We start from the raw sequence: 24,954 nt of genomic DNA, 5'->3' as shown, positions 1-24,954 counted from the left end.
ATGATGATGTTGGTAATGTCTCGGAAAAGGTTGAGAAGAATATAATAATAAGTGCTGATCCAAGGAACATAATACTCATTCCTGATAAGCAGGTTATCACATTGCCTACCGATAAGCTAACAGTGAGTTCCTTTAGGGATGTAAGTAATGTCATCTCATATAGGATTGTTGTAGTATCAGAAAGGGATGGTAGTATTATTAGGGAATTTAAGGAAAGTGCTAACATAAAACTTACTAAGGATGGTAAGATAGCAAGTGGAAAACCACTTGAGTTTAAGTCAATCGTTTGGGATCTCAAGAAGAGCGACGGGGAGCTGGCAGAGAAAGGAATTTATGTAGTTCAAGGAGAGTTTGAGTTTGTTGGTAATGTTATAAGAAAATCCTTCCCTGCTGAAGTAAGAATTGACTATTAGGTTATAGTAATACGAGTATCCTAACAAGTCCATTACTAAATTTATACATAACTAACGATGATAAGTTGTGATACATAATTACACCAAGCTCTCTGTATCTTTTCTCTGAATAATTGAAATATACCTTTGGGTCTTGTATTTTTTGGGTGACTATCTCAAAATCGTTTGACTTAAATAAGATCAATATGCTTACCTTCTTACTTTTATACTCCCGTATGCTTATTGTTGTCTTGTCTGTATTTGAATGATGTGAAATATTCTCAATTATCTCGGTAAGTATTACTTTAAGTTTATCTTTTATTGGCAGATCAAATCTCAATCTGTCTATAAGTTCATTTATCAAGAATATCCCTTTTTTATTGTTGCGTATTTCTATAAGAAACTTCATTTTACATCTGATAGTGAGAATACAATGTTGAACATATTCTTGAAATCCGTTGAATTGATTGCTTCAAGTGCTACTGATGATGGTGATAGGATGAACACCTTAAAACCTTTTTCTTCTCCTTTATCAATGTCATACATTATGGTTCTGAGCCCAGCAGATAAAAGGATATCAACCTCGCTTAAGTCAATACAGACACTCTTTTTTTCAATAGCATCGTATAGTTGTTTTTGAAAGTCATCGTAAGTGTAGGAATTTATACTTCCTTTAGCCTTTATGAGAATGAATTTTTCTTTATCGGATAACTCAATAGATAGCTTCTTCTCCATAATAAACTTCCTAACTTACGAAGATTTTATCAAAGGATTTAAGGAAGATTACAAAACTGACTTGCCAGTATCAAATGTGGTAATCCTTAATCTTGAAGGTGGCAGTAAGATAATAGTTAGACCTTCTGGAACTGAACCTAAAGTTAAGATGTACTTCCTTAGTGAATTCGGTAAGGATGTTGAAAGTGTTGAGGAGTATCAGAGAAAGCATGATCTACTAGTGAATGAGTTCAAAAAGAAGGTTATTGGTTAATGCTTTTTGAGAATTCAACCCAGTTACCAGAAGGTATTTTTTGAGAGTCTTCAATATCCTGGATAAATATATAACACCACGCATCTAAAGTCTGACCACTTTGTGTTTTAACTTTGACTTTAACTCTTCTTGGCAAGCTTATTTCAATGTTTTTTATACTCACTGCATCTTCTGCTTCATCAAGTTTATATAAATCATCTTCAGGTAATTCATAGATCTCTCCGATGACTTTACCATTGCCTTCAACAATTCCAGGGAACATATTATAGATTAATATAGTTCAAACCCTTCAAGAATTGCGTGATCAATAAACTTTGCATTACCTAGAAGGTAGTGTCTAGGTTGATCTTTTCTAATTGTCCCAAAGACAAAAATCCTTTCAATCATGTTTGAAAGTTTTAATAAGTAGTTAGATTGCTTTTAAACTTTTACTGTTTTGTAGATTTGGTGAGTATGATAGTTATTCTTGAATGTAGATTTATATTGTCTAGATAATTACTTCCGTGCCTGATATTGTAAGATGTAGTGATTTTTCAAGGAATACTTTACTTGAGATTAGTTATAAGGTTTCTGAACTTATTATTATCAGCTCCCAAGAGCTTTTTGAGGTTCTATTTGAAAATGATATGAGAAATGTTATAAGGAATTTGTTTCTTGCCAGAGGAAACCTTTACAGTTATGAAAACACATGGGTTGCTATTGAAAGAGAGCAAATTGTCGGAGTGATGATTTTGTTTCCCCAAAAGGATTTTTTCGTCAAGGGTTTGAGGATGGGACTTAAAATCCTTTCTTGTATGGGACCGAGAATATTTCCAAAGATACCGTTACTCTTCAAATCTTCTTCTCTTCTTCTTCCTATACCTAAAGAAAGTATATACTTAAGCAACATATCTGTTCTTCTAGAGTATAGAGGAAGAGGTTTAGGGAGAGAAATGCTAAAATATGTTTCAAGCTATGCCAAATTATTAAGGTGCAATAAAGTCGTTTTAGATGTAGGTGTTGAGAATGGTGTTGCTTTAAGACTCTATGAAAGTGAGGGTTTCAAGATAGTAGCACAGACCAAGTCAGTAAAGATTAATACACATACTTTTTGTTTTTATAGAATGGAGAAAGAGATAGAAATTTGATGTTGAGTTGGGATGATTAGATGTTTGAAAAATTAGTCTTATAAGCCTAACTTTGTTCTGAATTAATAAATTCTAAAATTTTTTGAGAGATGCTTCATAAGATAGTTTAAGGTTATGGGAATGGATATTTTTAGTATATTACATCTCTTGCTTCTCTATTTTCTTTCTCTTTTCTTTTACAAGAGGAGGAGAAAATAGTGGAATACCTTAACAGGTATCTAGAGAACATAGGAGTGTGGCGGCTTATTAACATTAAAGACCCGGGGAAGATAGTAGAAGATCAGAAGAGAATATACTCGAAAGGATTGACTTCCATCAGATGATAGACCTATTCATACTATCCTCAAAGAGGCAGGATAGACGGTACAGTGATGGGTAAGGTGTATTATATAACCTTATGTTCTGCTAACCTAATTATGAGCAAGCAAAGAAGCTTTATGATAAGATAGGTGGTAGTAAGAAGAGACAAGTACCAGTAGAAACACCTTCTTCATCGCAACAATCTTCTACAACACAACCTTCTGCAGCATTCCAGATGGGGGCTGGGTTGGACAGGGATAGAATGAAAGAGAACATAAGATTTGTGGTGAGTAATTTGATTGCCCAAGCAAGAGCCGATATTTTCATGATAGTGAGTGAAGTTATAAAGGAAGCTTTTGTCGACACTTTAAGAGGTGAGACATTTACTGTTATGAAGCAGGAGATGAGGACTATTGTTGGAAGTATGGTAAGGGAAATTATTGAGTTTGAGATAAGGGAAGCTTTTTCTTCCATGAGGGATTTTGCAACTAACTCTTCTACTAATGAGTTTAAGTTAAAAGAAGGTTCTCATGACATTAACTTAGAACAACAGAAAGATTCAAATAAGAGTGATATAAACAAACGTAAGGCTAAAGAGCTTTATTCAAGAGCTATGGAACTGTTGGATGAAGAGGATTACTCTGGTGCTAGACGGCTTTTGGAGGATGCTAGTAGTCTTGACCCTGAAAACGTGGAGATTAGGGAGAGTCTTAGAAGGATATCTACATTGAAGTAAATCGTTGTAAATGATTACTTTGTAGTTGTGGTACCGAATATTTCTTCGATGAGTGACATATAATCCTGTGCGCCTTTTGATGATGGGAGGAAGAGGAATATAGGTTTTCCGTATTTTGGTGCTTCAGATAAAGTTGGGTCGTATCTAATCTCAGTTTTGAGTTTTCTAACATTTACGGGTCCAAAATAGATATATTCTGACTGTACTGTATTGGGGTCCTTCGTTGTGAATGTGAATAATATTCCGTCTACTATTAGTTTAGGATTCTTTTTTTCTATTATTTTTGAGAGAATGTTAAGGAATTGATTTGTTGCTTCGATTGAAAGAAACTCTTTTTTAAGAGGTATTAGAACTTCTTTAGCACAGATTAGTGAGTTTAAGCCCATCATACCGATATTTGGTGGACAGTCTATTACTATAAAGTCGAAATTTTTTTCAATCCTATATAGATGATTTTTCAACAGATACTCTCCCTGATTCTGGTGGAAAAGGAAGGGTTCAATTTTTGATAAGTTAGTATTAGATGGGATAATGAATAAATTTTCTACTTTAGTTTTATATACTATACTCTCAAGGCTTGTCCGGTTCAACATTAGATCCATCAAAGATGGTTGGATGTTTTGTGAGAAACCTAATGATATTGTAGCATTGGACTGAGGATCGGCGTCTACCAGTAATACTTTCGCTTTTTTGAATATAGCGAGTCCTGAGGCTAAGTTTACCGCTGTTGTTGTTTTACCTGTTCCTCCTTTTCTATTAGATACTGCTATTATCCTAGCCATATTACATAATTTCCGAGATGTCTTTAATTCTCTTTTTGATTCTAATCTTTTGGATTGTGATAATTAGAATGGTAAAAAGTGCTACAAATCCTACTGTACCTGTAATTACTAACAGTATTGGGGCATTCTTATCTTGTTCTACATTCTTCATGGTAGTTTGGTATCTTGTAATTACATTTGTTACAAATTTTGTTTTTGTTATCAGGTTGGTGATATAGACGAATCTAGGTTTTTCATCTTTTGATTTACTGATAAGTTCTTTTTCAAACTCTCGCAATTTTTCTACTGATGATAGCTTCTCTTCCAAAGACTTTTTATATTCTATTTCTCTTATTGACTTGTATGCCTCTTCAGTTACGGATTTTGATATACTCTTTATGGTGTTTATTTTCTCTATACTTTTATCTATCTTACCTACGATATAGAATTTTATCGCCTCGGTTGTAGATTTCCTAACTGTTGTTACGATTATACTTTTATCATCTTTAGTGATAGCGTCAGGTAGAGCGATAGAGTCTGTTTCAGTTTTAGGTGAAGTTGTTTCGTCGGAAAGTGATAAGATTATCTCATCTGCTAAAAGTATGGAATTTGACAATGTAGTAATACTGCTATTGAAATCCTTTGAGATGAAATAGCTTATACCTTTCTCTGTTTCTTCTCTAAGTTTTAGTATCTTAGAGGGGATACTTTCCTGTTGAGCGAGACATGGTTGCTCAGTTAGGCGTAGAAATGTTATACTAAATATGAAGGCTGTGAGGACATTTAAGTTTTTCATACTTAACCTTATTTTCGTCAAAGCATGTATGTTTAATTATAAACGAGATTGATTAAGTTTATCATATATTCGGAGAGTATTCCAATGAGGAGAAAATAGTGGAATACCTTAACAGGTATCTAGAGAACATAGGAGTGTGGCGACTTATTAACATTAAAGACCCGGGGAAGATAGTAGAAGATCAGAAGAGAATATACTCGAAAGGATTGACTTCCATCAGATGATAGACCTACTCACACTATCCTCAAAGAGGCAAGATAGACGGTACAGTGATGGGTAGGGTGTATATAACTTGTAATGAATACAAAGAGATTGAGGTTGCACGACCACACCTTAGCATTCAATTTTGCTATTATCTAGATTATTGCCATGAATTTGCTCCTGTCCTTCTTTCTATATCTTTGCAAGATTGTGCATCATACTCTCAATACACTTTCTCTATCACGGAAAGCAAGGTGTGTTTTTGAGAGAGTGAGTGTTCTACTATTTGGTCTCACCATTTACTTAACGAGGGATCTCTTTCTTCCTCGAGTTGTGCTGCCAGGCTTATATGTTGAGATATTCAAAGAACCTATTTCTATTTCAGTTTCTGAGTATTAAATATACCCAAATGACTCTCAAATTCTGGAATTTATTGATGGAAACTTCAGATGCTGCAAAAAACCCTGGGGGTTTCCAGAAACTAATTGATGCACCAAAGTGTTTTGGTATTGAGAGATATATTTAGGGCGTAGTTTTTAGTAGATTTTGATTAATAAAATTTAGTTATGTTTATCTAACTAGACACAAAAATTTTTTAGACACTCGAAAAAGGTTGTGGATCCAGAAAAGTTTAGCTAAGTTTATCAAGTTCGATAATAAATTTCTAAGGTTTGATTGATTGAAATCAAGGTTATTGTTTCTTTATTATTGGTTGTATGGTAGGAATTATTTTTGTGAGATTTTTTCTAGTTATTGTTTCTTTCGTGATGTTCGAGTGCAATGTGTTTGGGCAAGAAGAGTACATATATGGTAATATATCGTATTATGGTGAAGAATTTGCTAACAGGAAGACCTCTAGTGGTGTTATTTTTGATCCTAACAAATATACTTGTGCTAGTAGAACATTGCCTTTTGGTACTATTCTTGAGGTTATGAATACGAAAAATGGCAAAACAGTCGTAGTTATGGTTAATGATAGGGGACCTTTTGTTGAAGGTAGAATACTTGATATTTCAAAAAGAGCTGCTCAAGATCTTGATATGATAAAGGATGGAGTTATTTTCGCTAGGATAAAAATAGTCAGACTAGGTAGTGGAGTTTTTTCAGAGGATGAGTATAGTAAGATGATAGGTGAATACTACTCTTTCGATACAAAGAAAGCGTACGAGTTTGCTGTTCAAGTAGGCGCATTCACTAATAGAATTTTAGCTCAGAATATGTTGGAAAGGCTTAAAAGGGATGGTTTTAATAATTCATACATAACAGAAAAAGTTGTAGGTAATATAATATTTAATAGAGTTAGAGTCGGAGATTATTCTGACAAAGATACAGCTGTTAAGATTAGAGACACACTTAAACAGAAAGGATATGATACTTATTTTGTTTCGACTTATGTTGAAAAATAAGTTATTATGGTGTTTTATTGTTTTTATAGTTTTTATAGTAAGCTGTAATTTTAGATTTGATGTGTTAAAACAGGAAATTTCTTTAGTAACTAATCAAAAATACTTTATAGATACATTACCGCCTTTTGTTAGTTTGATATTTCCTGTTCCTTACTCAACTATAAGCAACAGAGTTGTTTTTGTTGGTAAGACTTTAGATGATAGTCAAAGTACAACTTATTTGAGTTTTTGGGGTACGAATATAGTATTTACAAACCAGAGTGAATGGATCTTTGAACTTAATACATTTGATTTGACGAATGGTCCTTTTACAATAAAGGTTTATGCTTCAGATGCTTTAAAAAATTTTTCACATCAGAAGGAGTATGTATTCTATATTTCTAACAGATTTGAAGTTTTTGTTCAACCTGCTTCTCTTCTAATAACTAATACTGATTTTGAGTTTTCAGTATATTTTACCTCAACGAATTATTCGTTAATGAAGGTATATACAAATGGATTTGAATATTTTTCAACGAATTCTGTTAGAAACTTAATGGTACCATTAAATCTTAATAGTTTTGGAGAGTATATAACTAATTATTTGTATGTTATAGTTGATCAAATAACTAATATAAAAAGCTTTATTTTTGATATAACTCCTCCTTACTTGAAAGTGTTATTGAGGACAAATTCTTATGTTTACGGTAATTATTTTAGTATTCCAGTTTTTGTTTTTGATACTAATGCTTCAAGAGTTTTTGTGGCTTATAGTACCTTTACTAATTGTTATTTTGTAACTAACGGGACGAATGTTTTGTTAATAAATACTTATAGTCTGGATAATGGCACTAACTATTTTTCATTTTGGAGTAGCGATGTTGCTGGAAATGTTTCTTCAGAAATAATTATTCCTGTTTTAGTTGTTAATTTCACTTCTAGTAGACTTTTGATGGAAACAGGTAAAAATTACTATTTTGTCAACGGTGAATTTATATCGAATAAGATATACCTTTTGTTTACTGACAATAACTTTTCATCTTTCTTTGTTTCGAGAGAGGATAACAATTTTCTGAAAGAAAGGGTAAGACAGAGTTCTCTTAATATACTTGAAAGTGGTAAAGTAAGGTTAGTGTATGATGGTAAAAATATGATCCTGGGTTACATAAGAAATGATAACAACCTTATTATTAGGACGAATTTGGATATAACGAATTACTATCAATCTTTGAGTATACCTAGTATAAGAGATTTTGAGTTGGTGGTTTTTAGTAACAAGACTTATTTGATTAGACTCAATCAAAGTAATTTTCTTACTATAACTGATATATCTAACAAGACAACCAACTTTAATACTAATATTGTGGGTAGTAGCTTAGTGGGGGCAGATAGATACCCTAGTAGATTTTTAAGCTATTCTGTTTGCAAAGATCAAAATATATTAGTTTTTAGTAACTCTGCGCTTGTTTTTTTAACAAATCTTGGATATAGTGTTGATGAGATTATGATGCTTAGTTCTAGCAATATCAATTACGTTGTTTTAGGTAGTAGTAATAGAATTGATGTTTTAGTTTTGTCAAACTTTTCGTTGTTGACTAACTATGTTTTTATATCTAACGATGGTTTTAGAGATTTGGATGGTGTTTCGCATAATGGGAGAATTTTTATCTGTATTGTTGAGAGTGTTGGGATTAGCGGGAGAGTTAGGCTTTTAGAGTTTGATATGAATAATGTTTTTAGAAACCAACCCCTGGATTTTACTTTTAGTTCGCATTTGTTTTGGAATGATACTAAAATGCTGATTTCGGATAAGATTAATATCTTCCTACCGTTTTATGATGGAAGCCAAGGTGGTTTTTATAGGATCATTGGTTTGTAGTAGGTGATTGAGGTATTTGAGGTATAGACCCTGGAATGCTTTGTTGAGGGATTTGTTGTGGTAGTTGTTCTACAGATTGGGGTTTTTGGATAGGTGTTTTGATCGTTGATTTTGATATTGCGAAAGAGATAAGAAAAGCTAATAACATAAAGGTTATGCCTAATACTCTAGTTATGTTAGATAATATATCTCCTGCCCTTGATCCAAATGGATTAAGTAAGTTACTTCCTCCGAATATACCTATCTCTGCACCACCTCGATTTTGAAGTAGTACTACTACTATTAAAAGTATAGCATTCAACACAAAAAAAACTGATAAAATTGTCACAATTACCATTTTGATTACTCCCTTGGGCCTAGCTGGACTCGAACCAGCCCAACCGGTTTAGGAAACCGGTGCTCTATCCACCTGAGCTATAGGCCCATATTCTGCGAGGGGAGGACTCGAACCTCCACTGTGGGATCCAAAGTCCCATGTCCTGCCAATTAGACGACCTCGCAATAGTAATACTAATTATACTACTACGTGTTAAGATTTGTCAAAAATATTATCTACTATCTTTATGCTAATAGTTTTCTGAGTTTTTCTTCGGAATGTAGTTTTTGTTAGTTTTAGAGTTTTTATTTTTACTTTATTCTAATTCGTTAAAAGTAGAATTAGATATTATGGGATAATCTAGAAAAGTTGAATGAATGGATTTGAGGATAAGATAATATTGTTGAATTGATGATTTTTTAGTGGAGCTTTAGATTATTCTTTTGTTTTAACTTTTTTCTATTTTATCTGATGTTATATTTATAATATTTCGTAGGGGAGAGAACTTGAGATTTTTTTATGTTTTGATCATATTTATTGTTGCGTCAAGTTTGTGTTATTCGGATGAATTGCAGAGTTTATACATTGAATCGATGAAAGCTTATGATAGGGGAGATTATACTAGAGCTTTTCGGATGATTGATGGCATCATAATGAAAACTTCAGATATTCCCGATTACTTTTATGTTAAGTCTGTATTCTACCTGAGCGAAATGTATGCTAATAGAAAAACCACAGTTACTTTTGTCTCTAATACACTTCAGAGATATCTGGAAATACTTGATAGTAGAAATGTTTATAGCGAGAAAGTATTCGAGGAAATACTTAAAGTTTCAAGTGAATTAGGTATTGGGAATATCTCTGAGGAAAGTTTGTTTAGACTACTTTCAGTGAGCCCTTCAAATCAAATAGGTATATACACTCTTGTGAAATATCTTTTCTCTTTAAGGAAGTATGAGTATATTCCCAGTATTACTACTAGGTTTGGAAATGATGAATTCTCGGAAATTTACTACTTGTCTCTGATGTCAAAAGTTTATCTTCAAGATTATAGAGATTTTGATCCCATACTTCAGAGTGTTATTTATAACTACAATTCGGTTGAAGTTAGGTATATAGTAGGTAGTATATACTACCAGATGATGGAGTTTGATAAAGCTTGGGTTATATTTAATTCGGATAATAATCGAGGAGAAATTATAGATCCAGAGATGTATTTAAAACTAATGATTATTAGATCTGAAGGTCAAGATAAGATTTTGTCTTTTCTTGATAAATATAAGGATGATATTGATAAAGAGTTTGTATTGCTTGCTAAGATGGTTTTTACCAATAAGAATTTACTTGAAGATTACCTTAAGAAGTTTTTTACAAGTTATAAGGATGAACCAGTTGATCCTGTTTTTATTCATGTTGGTTTAAATTTACCTAAAAATTCTTTTGTTCATATTAAGTCGACTGAGAAAATGGCTATTGACTTTTACTCTAAGAAACTCTACCATAAGGTTATAGAAGTTCTTGATAAAAGACACGATTTGGATACAAGTCTAAGGTACATACTTGCTTTGAGTTATTTTGAACTCAGGGAGTATGTTAAGGCTTTGAAACTTCTAAAAAGCATAGAAAATAGGGTTTTAGAAGCAAAAGTTAAAATTCCTGCTTTGTATATTGAAATTGGAGACTATAAAAAGGCTCTTTCAAAGGCAAAAAGTATAGTAGGAGATATCATAAAGGATGGTTCTGATGTTGATAAGATTATATTGTCCCAAGTTTTTATTGAACTTAGAGATTTTGATAATGCTAAAAAAGTTATCGATAGTATTAGGGATAGATCTTCATTTTATTATAGACTTCTTTTAGCGACTATACACTTTTTCAGAGGAAATTATTCTAAGTCAGAGAAGATTTTAAACAACTTACTGGATGAGGATAGGTATAATCCGGATGTAATGAATTCGCTTGCTTTTGTTTTAGCGGTTCAAGGTAAAGATTTTAAAAAAGCTTTGCTTCTATCCAAGTTTTCTTTAGTTTTGGATGAAAATTACCATTATCTTGATACTTTGGCTTATATATACAGCAAGTTAGGAGAGTTAAATTTGGCTAAGGAAAATATTGAGAAGGCTATATTGTTGATGGAAAAAGAGAAAAAGTTTAGCAAGGATGTGTACTTGAATGCGTATAATATATACAAATCTCTTGGAGATATTGAAAAAAGTAAGATAATGTTATCAAAGGCTAATAGAGGATTATGAATCTAGAAGTTTTAGCTCTTTTCATAATTTATGGAATAGTAATGGCTTTATTTGGAGCGTTGATAGGTTATATACTATCAAGGTTTAGGTTTTATAGAGATATAGATAAAATAATCAAAGAAGAGCGTAAAAGGGCACTTAATTTCTCTAGATCGGTTATAAAAGGTAGAGTTTCGGAACAGTTATTTCCGCTTATGCCGTTTTTTAGCTATAACTTATCTGATGCTAGGTTTATAGGTACTCCAGTTGACTATATAGTTTTTGATGGTTATAGTGATCAGAATGGCAATAGTGTGAAAGAAATAGTATTTATTGAGGTCAAGACGGGGAAATCTCAGTTATCTGTTAGTGAGCTAGCAATTAAGGATGCTGTTGATAACAAAAGAGTTAGGTTTGAGGTTGTATATATAAAAGATTGATAATTATCTCAAAGTGTAATTGAGTAGGTGTGAAAATTATAATTTCTTACATATGGAAGCACAATACTCGAGGTTAAGAGGATTTTCTGATATTTATGGAGATGACTTATACTACTTTGAAGTTGTAGAAAACACATTTAGAAAGTATGCAAAAATATACGGTTTTGAAGAGATAAAACTACCAATACTTGAGAGAACTGAGCTTTTTGTTAGAGGTATAGGTGAAGCTAGTGATATTGTCAGAAAGGAAATGTTTTCTTTTGATGACAGAGGTGGTAGGAATGTAACGATGAGGCCTGAGGGTACTGCTTGTGTTGTTAGAGCATTTTTGGAAAATAATTTTCTTAATGATCCAAAGTATCATAAGCTTTTCTATTCAGGACCTATGTTTAGAGCAGAACGTCCTCAAGCAGGAAGGTTAAGACAATTCCATCAGGTAGGTGTTGAGTGGTTTGGAGTTGATGATCCAATAATTGACTTTGAAGTTATGTCGCTTTTGTGGGATTTTTTGGTGGAAGTAGGTATATATCACAGGGTTGAAATCATTTTAAATAGTGTAGGATGTGAGGTTTGTAATCCTAGCTATAGAGTGAAGTTACAGAGTTTTTTTGATTTACACTACGAAGAATTTTGTGATGACTGTAAAGAAAGAAGAAAGAAGAATATTCTAAGGGTTTTTGATTGTAAAAATCATAGTTGTCAATTGATGCTTAAAGATGCTCCTAAAGTAAAGGATAATCTATGTAATGTTTGTCAATATCATTTTGATGAGCTTATTAGATTGGTTTCTGCCCATAATATACCATTTCAGATGGATAGTAATCTAGTTAGAGGGCTTGACTACTATACTAGGAATGTTTTTGAGGTTAGGTATAAGGGTATAGGGGCTCAGAATGCTATTGCCGGTGGTGGTAGATATAATAACTTAGTTTCAGAGTTTGGTGGACCAAAGACACCAGGATTTGGTTTTGCTCTAGGAGTAGAAAGGACGATATTAGCACTGAAGGATAATGTAGAACCAAAAAAAGATTTATCTGTTGCTGTTGTTAGTGTGTCTAGGAATGAACTAGAGTTTGCTATAAAAGTTGCTAGAATATTTCGAGAAAAGGGTATCAGGACGCATTTACTCTCTTATGCAGGTGGAATAGGTAAGCAATTCAAGATAGCGGATAAAATTGGTGTTGCATTTACAGTAATTATAGGTGAAGAAGAAGTAAGATATAATAGAGTTTCTGTAAAAAATATGAGAACGGGAGAACAATTTTCATCTCAAATTGACGAAATATTTGGTTTAATATTTCAATAGTGGTCATGCTATGGAGTTGACTTCTTAGATAACTTGGGGATTGTAGAATTTGTGAAGTTTGATTGATTATTAATTGTGGAAAAGATTTCAAAGCATGTTTTAAAATCAATTTATGGAAGATGTACTAATTCGAGATATTAAGAGTTGCTCTCAAAAGGACCTATTTATAATCATATTAAACAAATTGGGATTCATGAAGTTCAAGTCTTCTTTGCCGCCTCAGTATAGGGAAAGATATGATCCTAACAATACCCCTAGTATGTTTGTCAATATAACTGAAAAAACTTTGAGGACAATTCTGGAGTTGGATAAGTTGCTCCTTTACACTAAGGGAGTAGAGCTTAAATTGTATGGACCTCATAATCAAAGACGTCTTATAGAATATATAACGAATAAAATCCTTGATTTTATTGGTAAATCTGATATTGTCCATATAAACAATATTATAATGGAGTTAGTTGATAATGCCGAAAAAGCTAACTTTATGAGTGTTTTAAGGAATAATGTAGATTTTTTACCGATTAGTGAGACTGATTTAATAGTAAAAAATCGAGAAGAAGTAGTTGATTTATGTCAGAGACTTGATAAGTGGGTTAAGATATCTTGGAAGTTTTCAAAAGAAATATTCAAAGTTGAAGTTAGTAATAATGTTCCTATTTCTCGTGAACAGGCTAAGAAACTTCGTGATAAAGCAAGTGCCGATATAAACAATATAGTTGATGGTTTTGTTGAAGATGATTTTGATGATAAAATAGGTGCAGGTCTTGGTTTGTACTTTGTTAAGTTTTTTATTGATGATCTTAAACAGAGAGATATTGATACGATATTTAGGCTTTACTCAACTGAGAGAAATACTTATGCTACTATAGCTCTTTTCTTTGAAAAATTCTGATGTTGATCTTTGATTTTAGAACTGTAGTATGTTTATATTAATTATATAGTATTTTATGGAGCCTAGCCAATTAGCATACGGTATAATCGCATTTTTATCCCTTTTAGGATCAATGTTTGCATCCTTTTCAGAGTTATCTCTTTTTATAGTTGATAGAGTTAAACTCCATAAACTTATTCTCAAAGATAAGAAAAAGAGTAAATATCTAAAGGTTCTTTTAGAGAATCATAGAGAAACGCTTATAACTATACTTTTCATGAATATGTTTTTCAACACAGTATTTACAATATCTGTTTCGAATCTTTTAATTTCTTTAAGTGCTATTGCTTCTACTATAATAATATCTGCTTTTATAGCATTTTTTGGTGAGATATTGCCAAAGGTTGGCGGTTATAGTGTTGCTGAAAAAACTGCGATTGAACTATCAAAAGTTATATATTTTGTGAATTTCTTAGGTAAGTTTTTGTTTAAGTTTGTTGATAGGAGATTAATACACCCTTTCATGAAAAGATCTATGTATCTGTCTCGAAAAGATAAAGCTGAACTTGTTGAAATTTTGAAGCGAAACACAAGAAATCCTAAGTATAGAAAATTTATGGAAATTCTGGATATGGATGCAAAGGATATTATGATACCTATATCGGATACAGTTGCTGTTGGAGTAGAAACATCAAATTTGCCAAAAGATTTAAACTTGTCATATGTTTTAGTGTATGAGGGTAATAGGAATAATATTGTAGGTGTTGTAAATCTCGATAGCTTTCTAAAATCTTATGTTTATAACACTAGAATTTCTGATTACATAGAGCCAGTTAATTTTGTTCCGGAAACTAAAAAAGTGTATGATCTGATACTAGAGATGAAACAAAAAAGTATTTTTAAAACATTAATAATCGATGAATATGGTAATGTAATAGGTGTTGTTTACCCAGAAACTATCTTTAGTTATGTTTTTTCAAGCGATGTAGAGAAGATAAAAAAATTGGATGATAATTTATACGTTGTTTATGGTGATACTACGTTAGCAGAATTCAATGAAATTTTCCTAACAGATATACAATCACAGTTTTATAATACTATATCAGGTTTTATAATTGAGAGTTTTGGTAGGATTCCTAATAAAGGTGAAAAGATAAAAATAGATGGTTTAGAGGTTATCATAAAAGATGTTAATGAAGGTAAGATAGATGAGATAATAATAAAAACCAGGTCGAAGTCAAACTCCAAACTTAAGTCTTCTACCTAGATATTCAGGTAAGCCTCTAGATACTATTTTCTTGTAAGTTCTATCGACGTCATATTGAAACCTTTTGAATATTATGCTTTCTTCTTCATCATCAAATATAAGGTAACTACCTAAATAAGAACTATCTCTTGGTTGTCCTATACTTCCGGGATTTATTAGGTATAATTTGTTTTTATCCAGGTAAATTTTAGTATTGTAAATTACTTTTTCGGAGTATTCTGATGACCATATTATCGGAATATGTGTATGTCCAAAGAACATTATTCTTTTGTTTAGTTGCTCAAGTTTTTTTAAGTTTCTGTTTGCTGAAGATTGTGTTAATACGTACTCATCAGGATCATATACACTACCATGAACGAAAACATAATTTTTGTAGTCTATAATATCACTTAGGGATTTCAAATATTCAATTTCCATCTCTGAAATTCTATCTATTGTCCAGAATATTGCCTCCGCGGCTATGAAATTGAAGTTGGTTGTTTCTCTAGGATTTAGAACTGCTCGATCGTGGTTGCCTCTAATAGCCCAATCACTACCGCATAGACTTTTCACTATATTTATACAAGCACTAGGATCTGGTCCATAGCCAACTATATCTCCTAGGCATATATATTTGTTAACTCTGCTGTAAGTTTCGTTGAAAAAAGTTTCTAATGCCTCAAGATTTGAATGAACATCAGAAAAAATGGCGATCACCATAACTATATATTGTATGTATGATTAAGTGCTTTCAATTTTTTGTATCTTAAGTTGAGTTTTGGACTTTTGGCTAAGTTGGTATTACCATTCTGGTAATGGTACATGATTTTGTATGAATTAGATCCAAAACATAATTCTAACAAGTATGTGAGCTTTATAAATATGCTATATCTTATTTTGGGGTATAATCATTTTATCATTTATGATGAAAGAAAATTTGACCACGTATCCATTATTTATACTATCAAAGGATGGACTTCCTATTATATCTCCTTTTTTTACTTTCATACCTTTTTGTATACTGATATCGTCAAACATACCATAAATGCTGTATAGGTTTTCTGAATGTTTAATTATTACTGTTTTACCAAAAATACTGAATGATCCTACAAATATTACTTCTCCATCCATTATTGCTTTAACATTGTCCTTTCTAGAAGTAACGATTTCTAAGAATCTACTTGATTGGTTTTTTATATAGGTTGCAAATGAGATAGGTAGTTGAAAACTAATTTTGATATTGTCATTGTTGTGGTTTTCTTTAAACTTTTTAGTTTTTGTTGAATGAGTTGTTAGTGATAGACTTTTTGAGAGAATAATTATCATACCTGGTTTTATTATGCTTTCTTTGTTGAGGTTATTTATTTTTAAAATCTCTTTAATATCAACACCGATCTTGCGCGATATTGAGAATAAGGTATCTCCTTTTTGTACTACATATATATTTTCAGTCCTGTTGGGTATAAGTTTTTTGGATGTATTATGTTTTAAGGGATTTTTAGATATTGGTATTGTCAATGTTTGTCCTACCTTAATATCTATACTATCAAGATTGTTTACAGATATAATTTCCTCTATTGTAGTGTTGAACTTTTTAGATAAACTGAATAAGGTGTCTCCTTTTTGTACTACATATGAATTGAATATCCTTATGGGTATTTTTATTGTTTCTCCTTCTTTTAGAGTTGTTATGTTATTTTCTTTTTGTATTAACCAGATGTCAACGTTGAATTTTCTAGATAAAGAATAAAATGTGTCACCTTTTTTTACATTGTATAGAAGATACTGACTGTATGCGTTATTACTGAAACAAATCCATACTATTATAACTAAGTAGAATATATGTTTAAGCACAACATATATTTTTCGGAAATAATTTGATTATTCTTCTATAACTCTTACAATTATTCCATCCTTTAGGTATTCTGCTCCTAGTGATACAACCATTTCGTTAGTTTGTAATCCCTTGACAGCAGTTACGATTCCATCGGATAGTATTGGTATAACTTTTCTTCTACTTACATAATAAAAGTTTTCATCATCTTTAGTAATATTGGTTTTTGTTACCACATATACAATATCTTCTCCCTCAATGTTTCTTATTGCAGTATTTGGAACATATGTTGAATTATAAGCAGTGTCAACTAGTACTTTTACGTTGCAAAACATTCCTGATATTAGTTTCCTGTCTTTGTTATCAACTCTTACCCTTATTTTTAGAGTTCTTGTACCCCTATCAATAACAATGTCTGTTGCAAAGACGTATCCTATAAATTTCTCGTTTGGATATGGTATAACTTCAATTATTGCTTTATCTCCTTTTTTCACTTTATTTAGGAATGTTTCGGGCAAGAAGAGTATTACTTCCATTACAGTATCGTTTACTATGGTAGCGATTGGTGTTGTTTGTGATACGAATTGCCCTTCACTAACCGTTATGTTTCCAACTCTACCTGATATTGGAGCACGTACAGGTGATAGGTTGTACGAGAATCCTACTACGGATCTATCAATATATGCTATAGTTGCATCTTTGCTAACATAGTTTCCTTCTGAAACTATTATTTTCGAAACCTTACCAGGAACATCTGGAATTGCTACTGCTTCATCTATTCCTCTCATTTCACCTGCTAGAGATATATACTTTTCTACATTTCCAAATTTTACTTTTGTTCCAACAACAGTAACGTCGACTATTTTTGTTTCTCTTGATTCATTTTTGCTCCTGCCGAATGATGCGAAACTTGTAGCAAGTCTTATTCCAACTATTACAACTAAGACTATCGTGACAATTATTATTACAGTTCTTGTCTTTGATTTCATATTACCCTCCTAGAAGTTTTTCTGGAGATTATCACCTATTGTTAGGTTATCTCCTGTTAATTTTTTTACATTTAATATTGTATTCACATAGTTTACCCAGGCGCTGAGTAAATTTAATTCTGCTTGTTGATAGGCAAGTTGTGCATCTATTAAGTCTAAGCTTGATGCATTTCCAAATCGGTATCTGGTAGTTATAATATCTAGAGATCTTTTTGCTTGTTCGACATTTGCTTGTTGTGCTAATATGTTTTCTAAGCTTTCTTTAAATCTGAGTTTTGTTTGTTCAAATTGCACCATTATTAGGTTGATAGTGTTGAGATAATTATTTTTTGATTTTTCTATAGAGTAATCGGCGTTTTCCATGTTGGCGTAGCTTTTAGATATGGGTAGTAGTTCAGATATTGGGATGTTTATTTGGATACCTGCATTCCAGTTATCTACCCAGTGCCTTTCGTTTTCGAAGTTGTTTGTTTTCTTAAACTCGTAGTTATAGTTGAAAAACAACGATACAACTGGTTTATTTGAAGCAAGTGCTACGTTTTTTGAATTTTCAGATATCTCAATAATTTTCCTTAATATCTTTAGATCGATGTTGTTATCGATAAGTTTACTCTTTTCTTTGTCAAAATCAATGTTGTAGTTAGAAAATACCTTTTTTATATCTTCGATATCTCCTTTGATTTCAATTTCATCAACTTTTGATACATCTAGTCCTAATAATGTAATTAGGTTCATTTTTTGTATTCTTAAATTGTTGCTTGCGGAGAATACGTTAGGTTTGTTGTTGACAAGCTGTACTCTTGCTCTTATAAGTTCTAGATCTGAAAATATACCTGCTCTGAAGTTTGCTTCTGCTACCCTTACATTTTCTTCGAGTCTCCTATCAGTTTCTACTGATATTTTGGCGAATTCTTTAGCAAATAAGTAATTGTAATAAGCAATGGTTATATTATATACGTAGTCATTTAGAGCCTTTTGATACTGTAGTTCGGATAGTTCTTTGTTTTTGATTTGTAAAATATAGCTGTTATATCCTAGATCAAGTCCTAGAGGTATGAGATATGGTACCCTGTATGATATTGTAGCACCGGCAGAGTAGTTATCCCAAAAAGCATTTGTAATAGTTTTTTCTTCAGGTACAAGAACTAAATTTGTTAATATACCAGATACGTTAGTAACTACGTTAAATCGGGTAACTGCTTTGCTAACGGATCTCTCAAGTGTTGTTGGGTCTAGTGTTGTAAATCTAAAGTTAGCATTGATGCTAGGTAGTATCAGATCTGCAAGTGATGATTTAATAGAGGTATTAGCAGACATGACATCATGAAGTTTTGTCTTTATCTCTTTGTTATTGTCTAATCCTATTTTTATAGCGTCGTATAGATTATTTATTGTGATATTATTCCCAAAAGTATTCCATAGAAACATTATAAAGATAAATGCTAAAGTAAATCTTTTCATTTTATCCTCCTTTGACTGAAGATAGAGCAAACTTATATACATCTTCAATGAAATCTTCTACTTTGTTTCTATAACTATCATTACCAAAAACTATCATCACTACTATGTTCATCATGGAACTTAATATAAGATTAGTAAGTAGTATAGAAAGGTTATCAATGTCTATATCTTTCCTTACTATTCCTTCTTCTAACCCTTTCTCAAGCAAAATCTTAACCTTTGATACTATTTGATTAAAATCTTGACTTCTTTTCTTGTATTCTTCACTTTTGTTAACTTTATACACACTGGATAACATGACCTTGTAGAAATTTATGTTATCTAATGCAAAATTTGAGTTTCTTTCGAGTATCTCTTTGAGATTTTCGCAAAAACTTTTATTGTTGTCGATGTAGTAATTTTCTATTGCTTTTTGTAGTATATATTCAAGTGATTTTTTGAGTATATCTTCCTTGTTCTTAAAATATAGGTATATTGTACCTTTTGCAACTTGACTTTTTTTGGCTATCTCGTCTACCTTCGTTTCATGAAAACCTTTATCAGCAAATAAGTTTATTGCCGAAAATATTATCCTTTCTTTTATGTTTTCTGACATTCTTACCTCGTACTGACTGGTCAGTATAATAAATATACTTCCAAAACGGAATTAGTCAAGTTTTTCAAATTTTTGTTAAAATAGTTTAGTATCATGGAAAAGATTGTGATGTAATAAGCATTTTGGGAAATAGTTGTATTTTACTGATTCGAAATTTTGAATAGTTATAATTGATTTTTTAAAATGGTTTTTATTGTATGAGGTTGATTTTTAGTTTTACATTTTTATTTTTGTTTACCTATGGTTTTGGTGTTGTTAATATGGATAGGAGCTACATTATACATCCTCTTAAGTCTTTTTCGGCATCTAATGAAGTTGATTTTCTTACATTTACTTCTGCTACTGCTGAGTTTGGTAAATATCTGCCTGAACCATTTACAGATTTCAACCACTTTTGGATAGCTAAGGCTGGTGTTTTTGGAGAGTTTTGCAGGTATGGTAATATATTTAGTGTTGTTTTATTTTCTGACATAGAGCTGATTGCATCTTCAAATAGTATAATATTGTTTGATCCAAGAGCATTTTATTGGCAAGAAGGTTTTTTATTGTCATATAGATATAGCTTATACAACTTTCAGTTTGGTTTTACTCATAGGTGTAAACATGATGTAGATAATGCAGATTTTGTTTCTTTATATGATGAGGTGAGAGCAAGAGTTATTATATGGGATAGTATATGGCTTAGATTTCTTACAAATCCTTTAGAATTGTTTAAAAATAATCATTTCAGACTTACAATAGTTCCATTTTTAAGAGGTGATTTTTATGTTTTAGCTGTTGATGAGAGTGTTTGGTATAGGATCTATCCTTTTAAATTATATGTGGATAACTCTGAGTATAAGGTTAACAGAATTGTGGGGTCTTTTTCTCTTGGTAATGTTTTGGATTTTGAGATAACTCAGAATTTTGGTTTTTATGGAAAATTTTATCTGTGGTATGATTTACTTGCTAACCGAGAAATATGGAGTTGGAATAGTATAAGAAGTTTAGTTGCGGAATATTTCTTTGAATTTTCATTTTACATAAAGGGTAGTGGAATTAGGTTATTTTTCTTTGTACAGAGCAATCTGTTGAGAGATCCCGCGATAGAACCTTACGATCAAGGTTATGTAAATTTGGTACATTTTGGCTTGAGAGCAATAGATGAAAAATTCTCATTGTAAGTATTGAGTCTGATCTTTTTTAAGTTAGTGTGAATTTAATTTGGAATTGATTTTTTTGAAAGTTTTATAAGCTTTGTTTAGGCTGCAAAGTGTTTAATTTGATTTTTGCTTCAGAAATTGAGCTATAAAGTTTGAAACTCTCTCTTTTTTCCGATAAATTAATATTGTTATGGTTAGAGTGGGGTTTACTGTTTTTTTACTTTTAATTTGTAGTATTGGGTATTCTCAAATACAACCTGAGCTTTCTTTTGAGTATGAAACTTATAGACTTTTGGAAGAAATGCCAGTTATTTTTACCGTTAGGAATGTTGGGTTTTCTGATGAAGAGTTTTTTGTGTATGATGATATTTTGAAAACGTTTTTTATCGAAGTTAGGACCGATAAAAATGATGTTGTAGAATATTCTTATGACTTTCTAATAAAGCATGATTTTTTTAATCTTAATGTTTCGAAGAGATCTATACTGCTTAAAAGGAATCAGTCATTTTCTGTTAGAATAGATATTTCGAAGATATTTGATATTTCCAAGCAAGGAGTGTATTACATAAGGGGTATATTTTCACCTGATGGTACTGCTGATAAAAAAGATGGTAAATCAACTGATTTTTACAAGTTAATAGTAAAACCGCCTAAGAAGGTAGAAGAAATTGTTTCAAAGGTCGATGCTGAATATTTAAGTTTACAGCAAGAGCTTTATAATTTACCTCCTTATGAAGTCGTGAGACGTATGCTTGATGCTAAGTATAGAAGAGATGCTAGAGAGTTTGTTATATACTTTGATTTTGATAAACTTATAAACATATTTCCAAGTTTCTCAAAACGATACAATGAGAGTAAAACTGCTTCAGAAAAGGCAAAAGTTATTGAGAAATTTAAAGATTATCTTACGACTTATTGGGAGGATCAAATATTGAGCTTTGCAATTGTTAGAACTGAGATAGAGGGAGATAAGGCTGTAGTTGTTGCGGATGTTGATTATAGATTGAGAAATACCTCCTATAGATTGAGATACTCTTACGAACTTTTTAGAACTTATGATAACAGATGGCTCATATATTCTTATGATGTTGTAAACAGAAAGTAGTTGTTGATAAGTCCAACTTGACTTGATTTAGAATTGTTGACTATACTTTTTACAGGGAGTTGATCAAGATTTTTAGTATGTTTGAGAAATTATTAAAGACGTTTTTTTGAAAGTTGACTTTCTGTTGGTATTTGGAGGTTTTATGAATATTGGGGGATTGGAAAGAGTTAACGATTTTGAATGGGTTTATAGAAAAAGAGAAGGAATGAATTCTGATATAAGATTTTTTTCATCTATTGACATTATTCAAAGTATGGATGATGCAGTTTTAACACAGGCTATTAATGTTTCTTATCTTCCGGGTATAGTAGGTGATGTGATAATATTACCTGATGCTCATTGGGGTTATGGTTTCCCGATAGGTTCTGTTGCGGCATTTGGTGAAGAAGGTGTTTTTACTGTTGGAGGTGTTGGTTTTGATATAAACTGTGGTGTAAGAACTATTAAAACAAATATTGAGTACAGTGGAGTATCAAAACGAGATTTGGAGGAGTTGGCAAAGAAGCTATTTGAGCAAGTACCTGCAGGGTTGGGTAGAGAAGGAGATATAAAGTTATCAAGAAGAGAACTATTTAAAGTGTTGACTGAGGGGGTTAAATGGGCTCTTGATAAAGGTTATGCTGAAAAAGAAGACATTGATAGTATAGAAGAGAATGGAACTATAGATTTTGCTATTCCAGATTATGTTAGCGAAGATGCTATTGAGAGAGAAAAAGGACAACTAGGTACTTTGGGATCAGGTAATCATTATCTAGAGGTTCAAGTAGTTGATGAGATATACAATAAAAAAATTGCCGATGAGTTTGGCCTTTTTAGGAACCAAATTGTTGTTACCTTACACACTGGATCTAGAGGGTTTGGACATCAGATCAATACAGATTTCATAAGAATTTTTTCAAAGGCAATAGAGAGGTATAAAATTCAGATAAGGGAGAGAGAGTTAGTTTGTGCTCCTATAATGTCTGAGGAAGGAAAAAGATACCTTGGGGCTGTAAAATGTGCGATTAATTACGCTTTTGTGAATAGGCAGGTTATTACTTACAAAGTTAGAAAAGTCTTTAAGAAGATTTTTAGGAACGTACATTTGGATGTTTTGTTTGATGTAGGACATAATACAGTAAAGGAAGAGATTCATACAATAAATGGTGAGAAGGTGAGGTTGTATGTTCACAGAAAAGGTAGTACGCGAGGGTTTGGTCCTAATGCGATAGGATTGCCAGATAAGTATCATAATGCAGGGCAACCAGTTATAGTTGGGGGATCCATGGGTACATTTTCTTACATACTTGCTGGTACTGATTTGTCAATGATAAAAACATTCGGCTCAACAGTTCATGGTGCTGGTAGATCGTTATCTAGAAATCAAGCAAAGAAAAATTTTTCATATGAGAAAATTTTAAAGCAACTCGAAAATAAAGGAATAACAGTTATGGCGTCTTCAAAAGCTGGAGTATCCGAGGAAGCTCCCCAAGCTTATAAGGACATAGATAAAGTTATAGAAACCATCCATTTATCAGGTATATCAAGCAAGATAGCTAGGCTAAAGCCTATTATAAGTGTTAAAGGTTAAACAGAACTATTCTCGTTTTTCACGATAATTGATGCTAGTATCTCTTCTCCTATTTTATTGGAAACTTTTTCTATTGCTTTGTCGCTTTTGTATTCACCGGATTCTATAAACTTTTTCCCTCTTTCTACTGCTTCAGGCCTTATATCTGGAGTATTCTTTATTGAAGATAAAGCAACTTCCTCTGCTTGTTTTCTTTGGAGTATTTGTCTAGCGTCGTCAGATATTGATACTTCATCTTTATTTATCTGGTTATTGGCATTTATTGAGCTTTCTCCTTTATTACCTACGATCTTGTTAGGTTTTATTGGTTCCGGACCACCTACTCCTCTTATATACATAAAAACCACCTCATTAGCTTCACTTCTATTATCGGTAATATTATAAGAATTGTTGAATTTTGATTCAAATAAATTTGAAAGAAATTGAAGTAAAAGTGAATATATTGTTTTGTGATCGGGGGCTATAAGTTGTATAGTTTAAGATGTTTTATTTATAATTATGCCAGTTTTGGAGGTAGGTATGTCAGGGCATTCGAAATGGGCTAATATAAAACACAGAAAAGGAGCTCAAGATGCGAAGAGAGGACAGTTATTTTCGAAGCTTGCTAGAGAGATAACAGTTGCTGCAAAAATGGGTGGAGGCAATCCTGAGAATAATGTTAGACTAAGGGTTGCTATTGAAAGAGCAAGAGAAGCAAACATGCCTGCAGATAACATAGAGAGAGCTATAAAAAGAGGTACAGGAGAGCTTGAAGGAGTTTCTTATGAAGAGGTTGTTTATGAAGGATATGGCCCTGGTGGTGTTGCTATATTAGTAAATGTACTTACAGATAACAAAAATAGAACTGCCGCAGAAATGAGAAAAATATTCTCAAAGTTTGGTGGTAGTCTGGGATCAACAGGAAGTGTTGCTTGGATTTTCGAAAAAAAGGGTTACATATCAGTTGATGCTAATAAGTATTCAGAAGATCAAATTCTTGAAATAGCAATAGAAAATGGTGCTGAAGATGTAAAGAAGGAAGGTGATGTAGTTAGTATATATACCCCCGTTGAAGAGTTTTCAAATGTTTTGAATGCCTTAAGGAATAAAAACATAGAAATAAAAGTTTCAGAAATTTCCATGATACCTAAATCAACTGCTACTGTTGATGATGATACTGCTATAAAAGTACTTAGATTGTTAGAAGAACTCGAGAATAGCGATGATGTCCAAAGTGTTTCATCAAATCTAGATGCAAGTGATTCCGCGTTTGAAAAATTTTCAAAAGAAGCAGCATAGTATTT

At 31.9% G+C, this 24,954-nt stretch carries 28 protein-coding genes, 2 tRNA genes and 1 pseudogene; 17 read left to right on the top strand and 14 right to left on the bottom strand.

Going from position 1 to position 24,954, the window contains the following annotated elements; all coding sequences use genetic code 11:
* Positions 1–413, top strand: a 413-nt coding sequence (locus tag N2712_01365) for a hypothetical protein (protein ID MCX8028628.1), incomplete at its 5' end; no start/stop codon positions are given.
* Between the two features lies 1 nt (position 414).
* Here N2712_01365 and N2712_01360 read toward each other — a convergent pair.
* Together N2712_01360 and N2712_01355 are read right to left on the bottom strand one after the other, a co-directional pair.
* Positions 415–801 (bottom strand): hypothetical protein, encoded by a 387-nt coding sequence (locus N2712_01360; GenBank protein MCX8028627.1) that lies wholly within the window; start codon positions 799–801, stop codon positions 415–417.
* The gene (locus tag N2712_01355) at positions 798–1,127 is read right to left on the bottom strand and encodes an STAS domain-containing protein (protein MCX8028626.1); all 330 of its coding nucleotides are present in this window, start codon (positions 1,125–1,127) and stop codon (positions 798–800) included. Before N2712_01355 ends, N2712_01360 begins: the two co-directional genes overlap by 4 nt.
* A gap of 58 nt (positions 1,128–1,185) precedes the next feature.
* Between N2712_01355 and N2712_01350 the strand changes: the two are divergent.
* A pseudogene (locus N2712_01350) lies at positions 1,186–1,284 on the top strand (hypothetical protein).
* Between the two features lie 85 nt (positions 1,285–1,369).
* Here N2712_01350 and N2712_01345 read toward each other — a convergent pair.
* Complete coding sequence (locus tag N2712_01345) at positions 1,370–1,642, bottom strand: gamma-glutamylcyclotransferase (GenBank protein MCX8028625.1); 273 nt, start codon at positions 1,640–1,642, stop codon at positions 1,370–1,372.
* Positions 1,643–1,883: 241 nt separating this feature from the next.
* Here N2712_01345 and N2712_01340 point away from each other — a divergent pair, with 241 nt between their 5' ends.
* The 3 genes from N2712_01340 to N2712_01330 all read left to right on the top strand — a co-directional run bounded on the left by N2712_01340 (position 1,884) and on the right by N2712_01330 (position 3,543).
* Positions 1,884–2,507 carry a GNAT family N-acetyltransferase gene (locus N2712_01340; protein MCX8028624.1) on the top strand — a complete coding sequence of 208 codons (624 nt, stop codon included), beginning with the start codon at positions 1,884–1,886 and terminating at the stop codon, positions 2,505–2,507.
* A 197-nt stretch (positions 2,508–2,704) separates the two neighbouring features.
* The gene (locus tag N2712_01335) at positions 2,705–2,830 is read left to right on the top strand and encodes a hypothetical protein (protein MCX8028623.1); all 126 of its coding nucleotides are present in this window, start codon (positions 2,705–2,707) and stop codon (positions 2,828–2,830) included.
* 224 nt (positions 2,831–3,054) lie between these two features.
* Entirely contained in the window at positions 3,055–3,543 is a 489-nt protein-coding gene (locus N2712_01330; GenBank protein MCX8028622.1) for a tetratricopeptide repeat protein, read from the top strand.
* A 14-nt stretch (positions 3,544–3,557) separates the two neighbouring features.
* Here the strand turns inward: N2712_01330 and N2712_01325 are convergent, their stop codons facing one another.
* Together N2712_01325 and N2712_01320 are read right to left on the bottom strand one after the other, a co-directional pair.
* Positions 3,558–4,325 carry a ParA family protein gene (locus N2712_01325; GenBank protein MCX8028621.1) on the bottom strand — a complete coding sequence of 256 codons (768 nt, stop codon included), beginning with the start codon at positions 4,323–4,325 and terminating at the stop codon, positions 3,558–3,560.
* A 1-nt stretch (position 4,326) separates the two neighbouring features.
* Positions 4,327–5,100: a hypothetical protein gene (locus N2712_01320; GenBank protein MCX8028620.1), complete on the bottom strand. Its 774-nt coding sequence runs from the start codon at positions 5,098–5,100 to the stop codon at positions 4,327–4,329.
* A 98-nt stretch (positions 5,101–5,198) separates the two neighbouring features.
* Here N2712_01320 and N2712_01315 point away from each other — a divergent pair, with 98 nt between their 5' ends.
* The 3 genes from N2712_01315 to N2712_01305 all read left to right on the top strand — a co-directional run bounded on the left by N2712_01315 (position 5,199) and on the right by N2712_01305 (position 8,565).
* The gene (locus N2712_01315) at positions 5,199–5,324 is read left to right on the top strand and encodes a hypothetical protein (protein ID MCX8028619.1); all 126 of its coding nucleotides are present in this window, start codon (positions 5,199–5,201) and stop codon (positions 5,322–5,324) included.
* A gap of 693 nt (positions 5,325–6,017) precedes the next feature.
* Positions 6,018–6,707 (top strand): septal ring lytic transglycosylase RlpA family protein, encoded by a 690-nt coding sequence (locus N2712_01310; protein ID MCX8028618.1) that lies wholly within the window; start codon positions 6,018–6,020, stop codon positions 6,705–6,707.
* The gene (locus N2712_01305; protein ID MCX8028617.1) at positions 6,694–8,565 is read left to right on the top strand and encodes a hypothetical protein; all 1,872 of its coding nucleotides are present in this window, start codon (positions 6,694–6,696) and stop codon (positions 8,563–8,565) included. Before N2712_01310 ends, N2712_01305 begins: the two co-directional genes overlap by 14 nt.
* Here the strand turns inward: N2712_01305 and secG are convergent.
* The 3 genes from secG to N2712_01290 form a co-directional block, all read right to left on the bottom strand.
* A complete protein-coding gene (gene secG, locus N2712_01300) occupies positions 8,552–8,902 on the bottom strand; it encodes a preprotein translocase subunit SecG (protein MCX8028616.1) in 351 nt (116 codons plus the stop codon). The two genes, N2712_01305 and secG, sit on opposite strands and share 14 nt — an antisense overlap.
* A gap of 14 nt (positions 8,903–8,916) precedes the next feature.
* Positions 8,917–8,989: transfer RNA gene (locus N2712_01295), tRNA-Arg, on the bottom strand.
* Between the two features lie 5 nt (positions 8,990–8,994).
* Positions 8,995–9,066, bottom strand: a tRNA-Gln gene (locus N2712_01290).
* 321 nt (positions 9,067–9,387) lie between these two features.
* Between N2712_01290 and N2712_01285 the strand changes: the two genes are divergently transcribed.
* From N2712_01285 to N2712_01265, 5 genes are all read left to right on the top strand, one after another.
* The gene (locus N2712_01285; protein MCX8028615.1) at positions 9,388–11,133 is read left to right on the top strand and encodes a hypothetical protein; all 1,746 of its coding nucleotides are present in this window, start codon (positions 9,388–9,390) and stop codon (positions 11,131–11,133) included.
* Entirely contained in the window at positions 11,130–11,552 is a 423-nt protein-coding gene (locus N2712_01280; GenBank protein MCX8028614.1) for a hypothetical protein, read from the top strand. Before N2712_01285 ends, N2712_01280 begins: the two co-directional genes overlap by 4 nt.
* 52 nt (positions 11,553–11,604) lie before the next feature.
* Positions 11,605–12,858: a histidine--tRNA ligase gene (hisS, locus tag N2712_01275; protein ID MCX8028613.1), complete on the top strand. Its 1,254-nt coding sequence runs from the start codon at positions 11,605–11,607 to the stop codon at positions 12,856–12,858.
* A 112-nt stretch (positions 12,859–12,970) separates the two neighbouring features.
* Positions 12,971–13,750, top strand: coding sequence for a hypothetical protein (locus tag N2712_01270; GenBank protein MCX8028612.1), 780 nt, complete (start codon positions 12,971–12,973; stop codon positions 13,748–13,750).
* Positions 13,751–13,805: 55 nt separating this feature from the next.
* Positions 13,806–14,996, top strand: a complete 1,191-nt coding sequence (locus N2712_01265; GenBank protein ID MCX8028611.1) for a CNNM domain-containing protein — start codon at positions 13,806–13,808, stop codon at positions 14,994–14,996.
* Here N2712_01265 and N2712_01260 read toward each other — a convergent pair.
* From N2712_01260 to N2712_01240, 5 genes are all read right to left on the bottom strand, one after another.
* On the bottom strand, positions 14,967–15,695 hold the full coding sequence (locus N2712_01260) for a metallophosphatase family protein (GenBank protein ID MCX8028610.1): 729 nt from the start codon (positions 15,693–15,695) through the stop codon (positions 14,967–14,969). The genes N2712_01265 and N2712_01260 overlap by 30 nt on opposite strands.
* Before the next feature lie 165 nt (positions 15,696–15,860).
* Complete coding sequence (locus N2712_01255) at positions 15,861–16,829, bottom strand: LysM peptidoglycan-binding domain-containing protein (protein ID MCX8028609.1); 969 nt, start codon at positions 16,827–16,829, stop codon at positions 15,861–15,863.
* A gap of 27 nt (positions 16,830–16,856) precedes the next feature.
* The gene (locus N2712_01250; GenBank protein MCX8028608.1) at positions 16,857–17,798 is read right to left on the bottom strand and encodes an efflux RND transporter periplasmic adaptor subunit; all 942 of its coding nucleotides are present in this window, start codon (positions 17,796–17,798) and stop codon (positions 16,857–16,859) included.
* Positions 17,799–17,807: 9 nt separating this feature from the next.
* Positions 17,808–19,259, bottom strand: coding sequence for a TolC family protein (locus N2712_01245; GenBank protein ID MCX8028607.1), 1,452 nt, complete (start codon positions 19,257–19,259; stop codon positions 17,808–17,810).
* Between the two features lies 1 nt (position 19,260).
* On the bottom strand, positions 19,261–19,854 hold the full coding sequence (locus N2712_01240; GenBank protein ID MCX8028606.1) for a TetR/AcrR family transcriptional regulator: 594 nt from the start codon (positions 19,852–19,854) through the stop codon (positions 19,261–19,263).
* 197 nt (positions 19,855–20,051) lie between these two features.
* Between N2712_01240 and N2712_01235 the strand changes: the two genes are divergently transcribed.
* From N2712_01235 to N2712_01225, 3 genes are all read left to right on the top strand, one after another.
* Positions 20,052–21,017 carry a hypothetical protein gene (locus N2712_01235; protein ID MCX8028605.1) on the top strand — a complete coding sequence of 322 codons (966 nt, stop codon included), beginning with the start codon at positions 20,052–20,054 and terminating at the stop codon, positions 21,015–21,017.
* Positions 21,018–21,186: 169 nt separating this feature from the next.
* Positions 21,187–22,101, top strand: coding sequence for a hypothetical protein (locus tag N2712_01230; GenBank protein MCX8028604.1), 915 nt, complete (start codon positions 21,187–21,189; stop codon positions 22,099–22,101).
* Positions 22,102–22,243: 142 nt separating this feature from the next.
* A complete protein-coding gene (locus N2712_01225) occupies positions 22,244–23,671 on the top strand; it encodes an RtcB family protein (protein MCX8028603.1) in 1,428 nt (475 codons plus the stop codon).
* Here the strand turns inward: N2712_01225 and N2712_01220 are convergent.
* Positions 23,668–24,009, bottom strand: a complete 342-nt coding sequence (locus tag N2712_01220) for a flagellar biosynthesis anti-sigma factor FlgM (protein MCX8028602.1) — start codon at positions 24,007–24,009, stop codon at positions 23,668–23,670. The two genes, N2712_01225 and N2712_01220, sit on opposite strands and share 4 nt — an antisense overlap.
* 181 nt (positions 24,010–24,190) lie before the next feature.
* On the opposite strand from N2712_01220, the gene N2712_01215 reads away from it, so the two are divergent.
* Entirely contained in the window at positions 24,191–24,949 is a 759-nt protein-coding gene (locus N2712_01215) for a YebC/PmpR family DNA-binding transcriptional regulator (GenBank protein ID MCX8028601.1), read from the top strand.
* Positions 24,950–24,954 lie beyond the last annotated feature (5 nt).

It is taken from the genome of Brevinematales bacterium (genome assembly GCA_026415355.1).
Lineage (GTDB): Bacteria > Spirochaetota > Brevinematia > DTOW01 > DTOW01 > SKYB106.
Note: the sequence above shows the minus strand (reverse complement) of the source record. Positions and strands in the feature narration are given on the sequence as shown.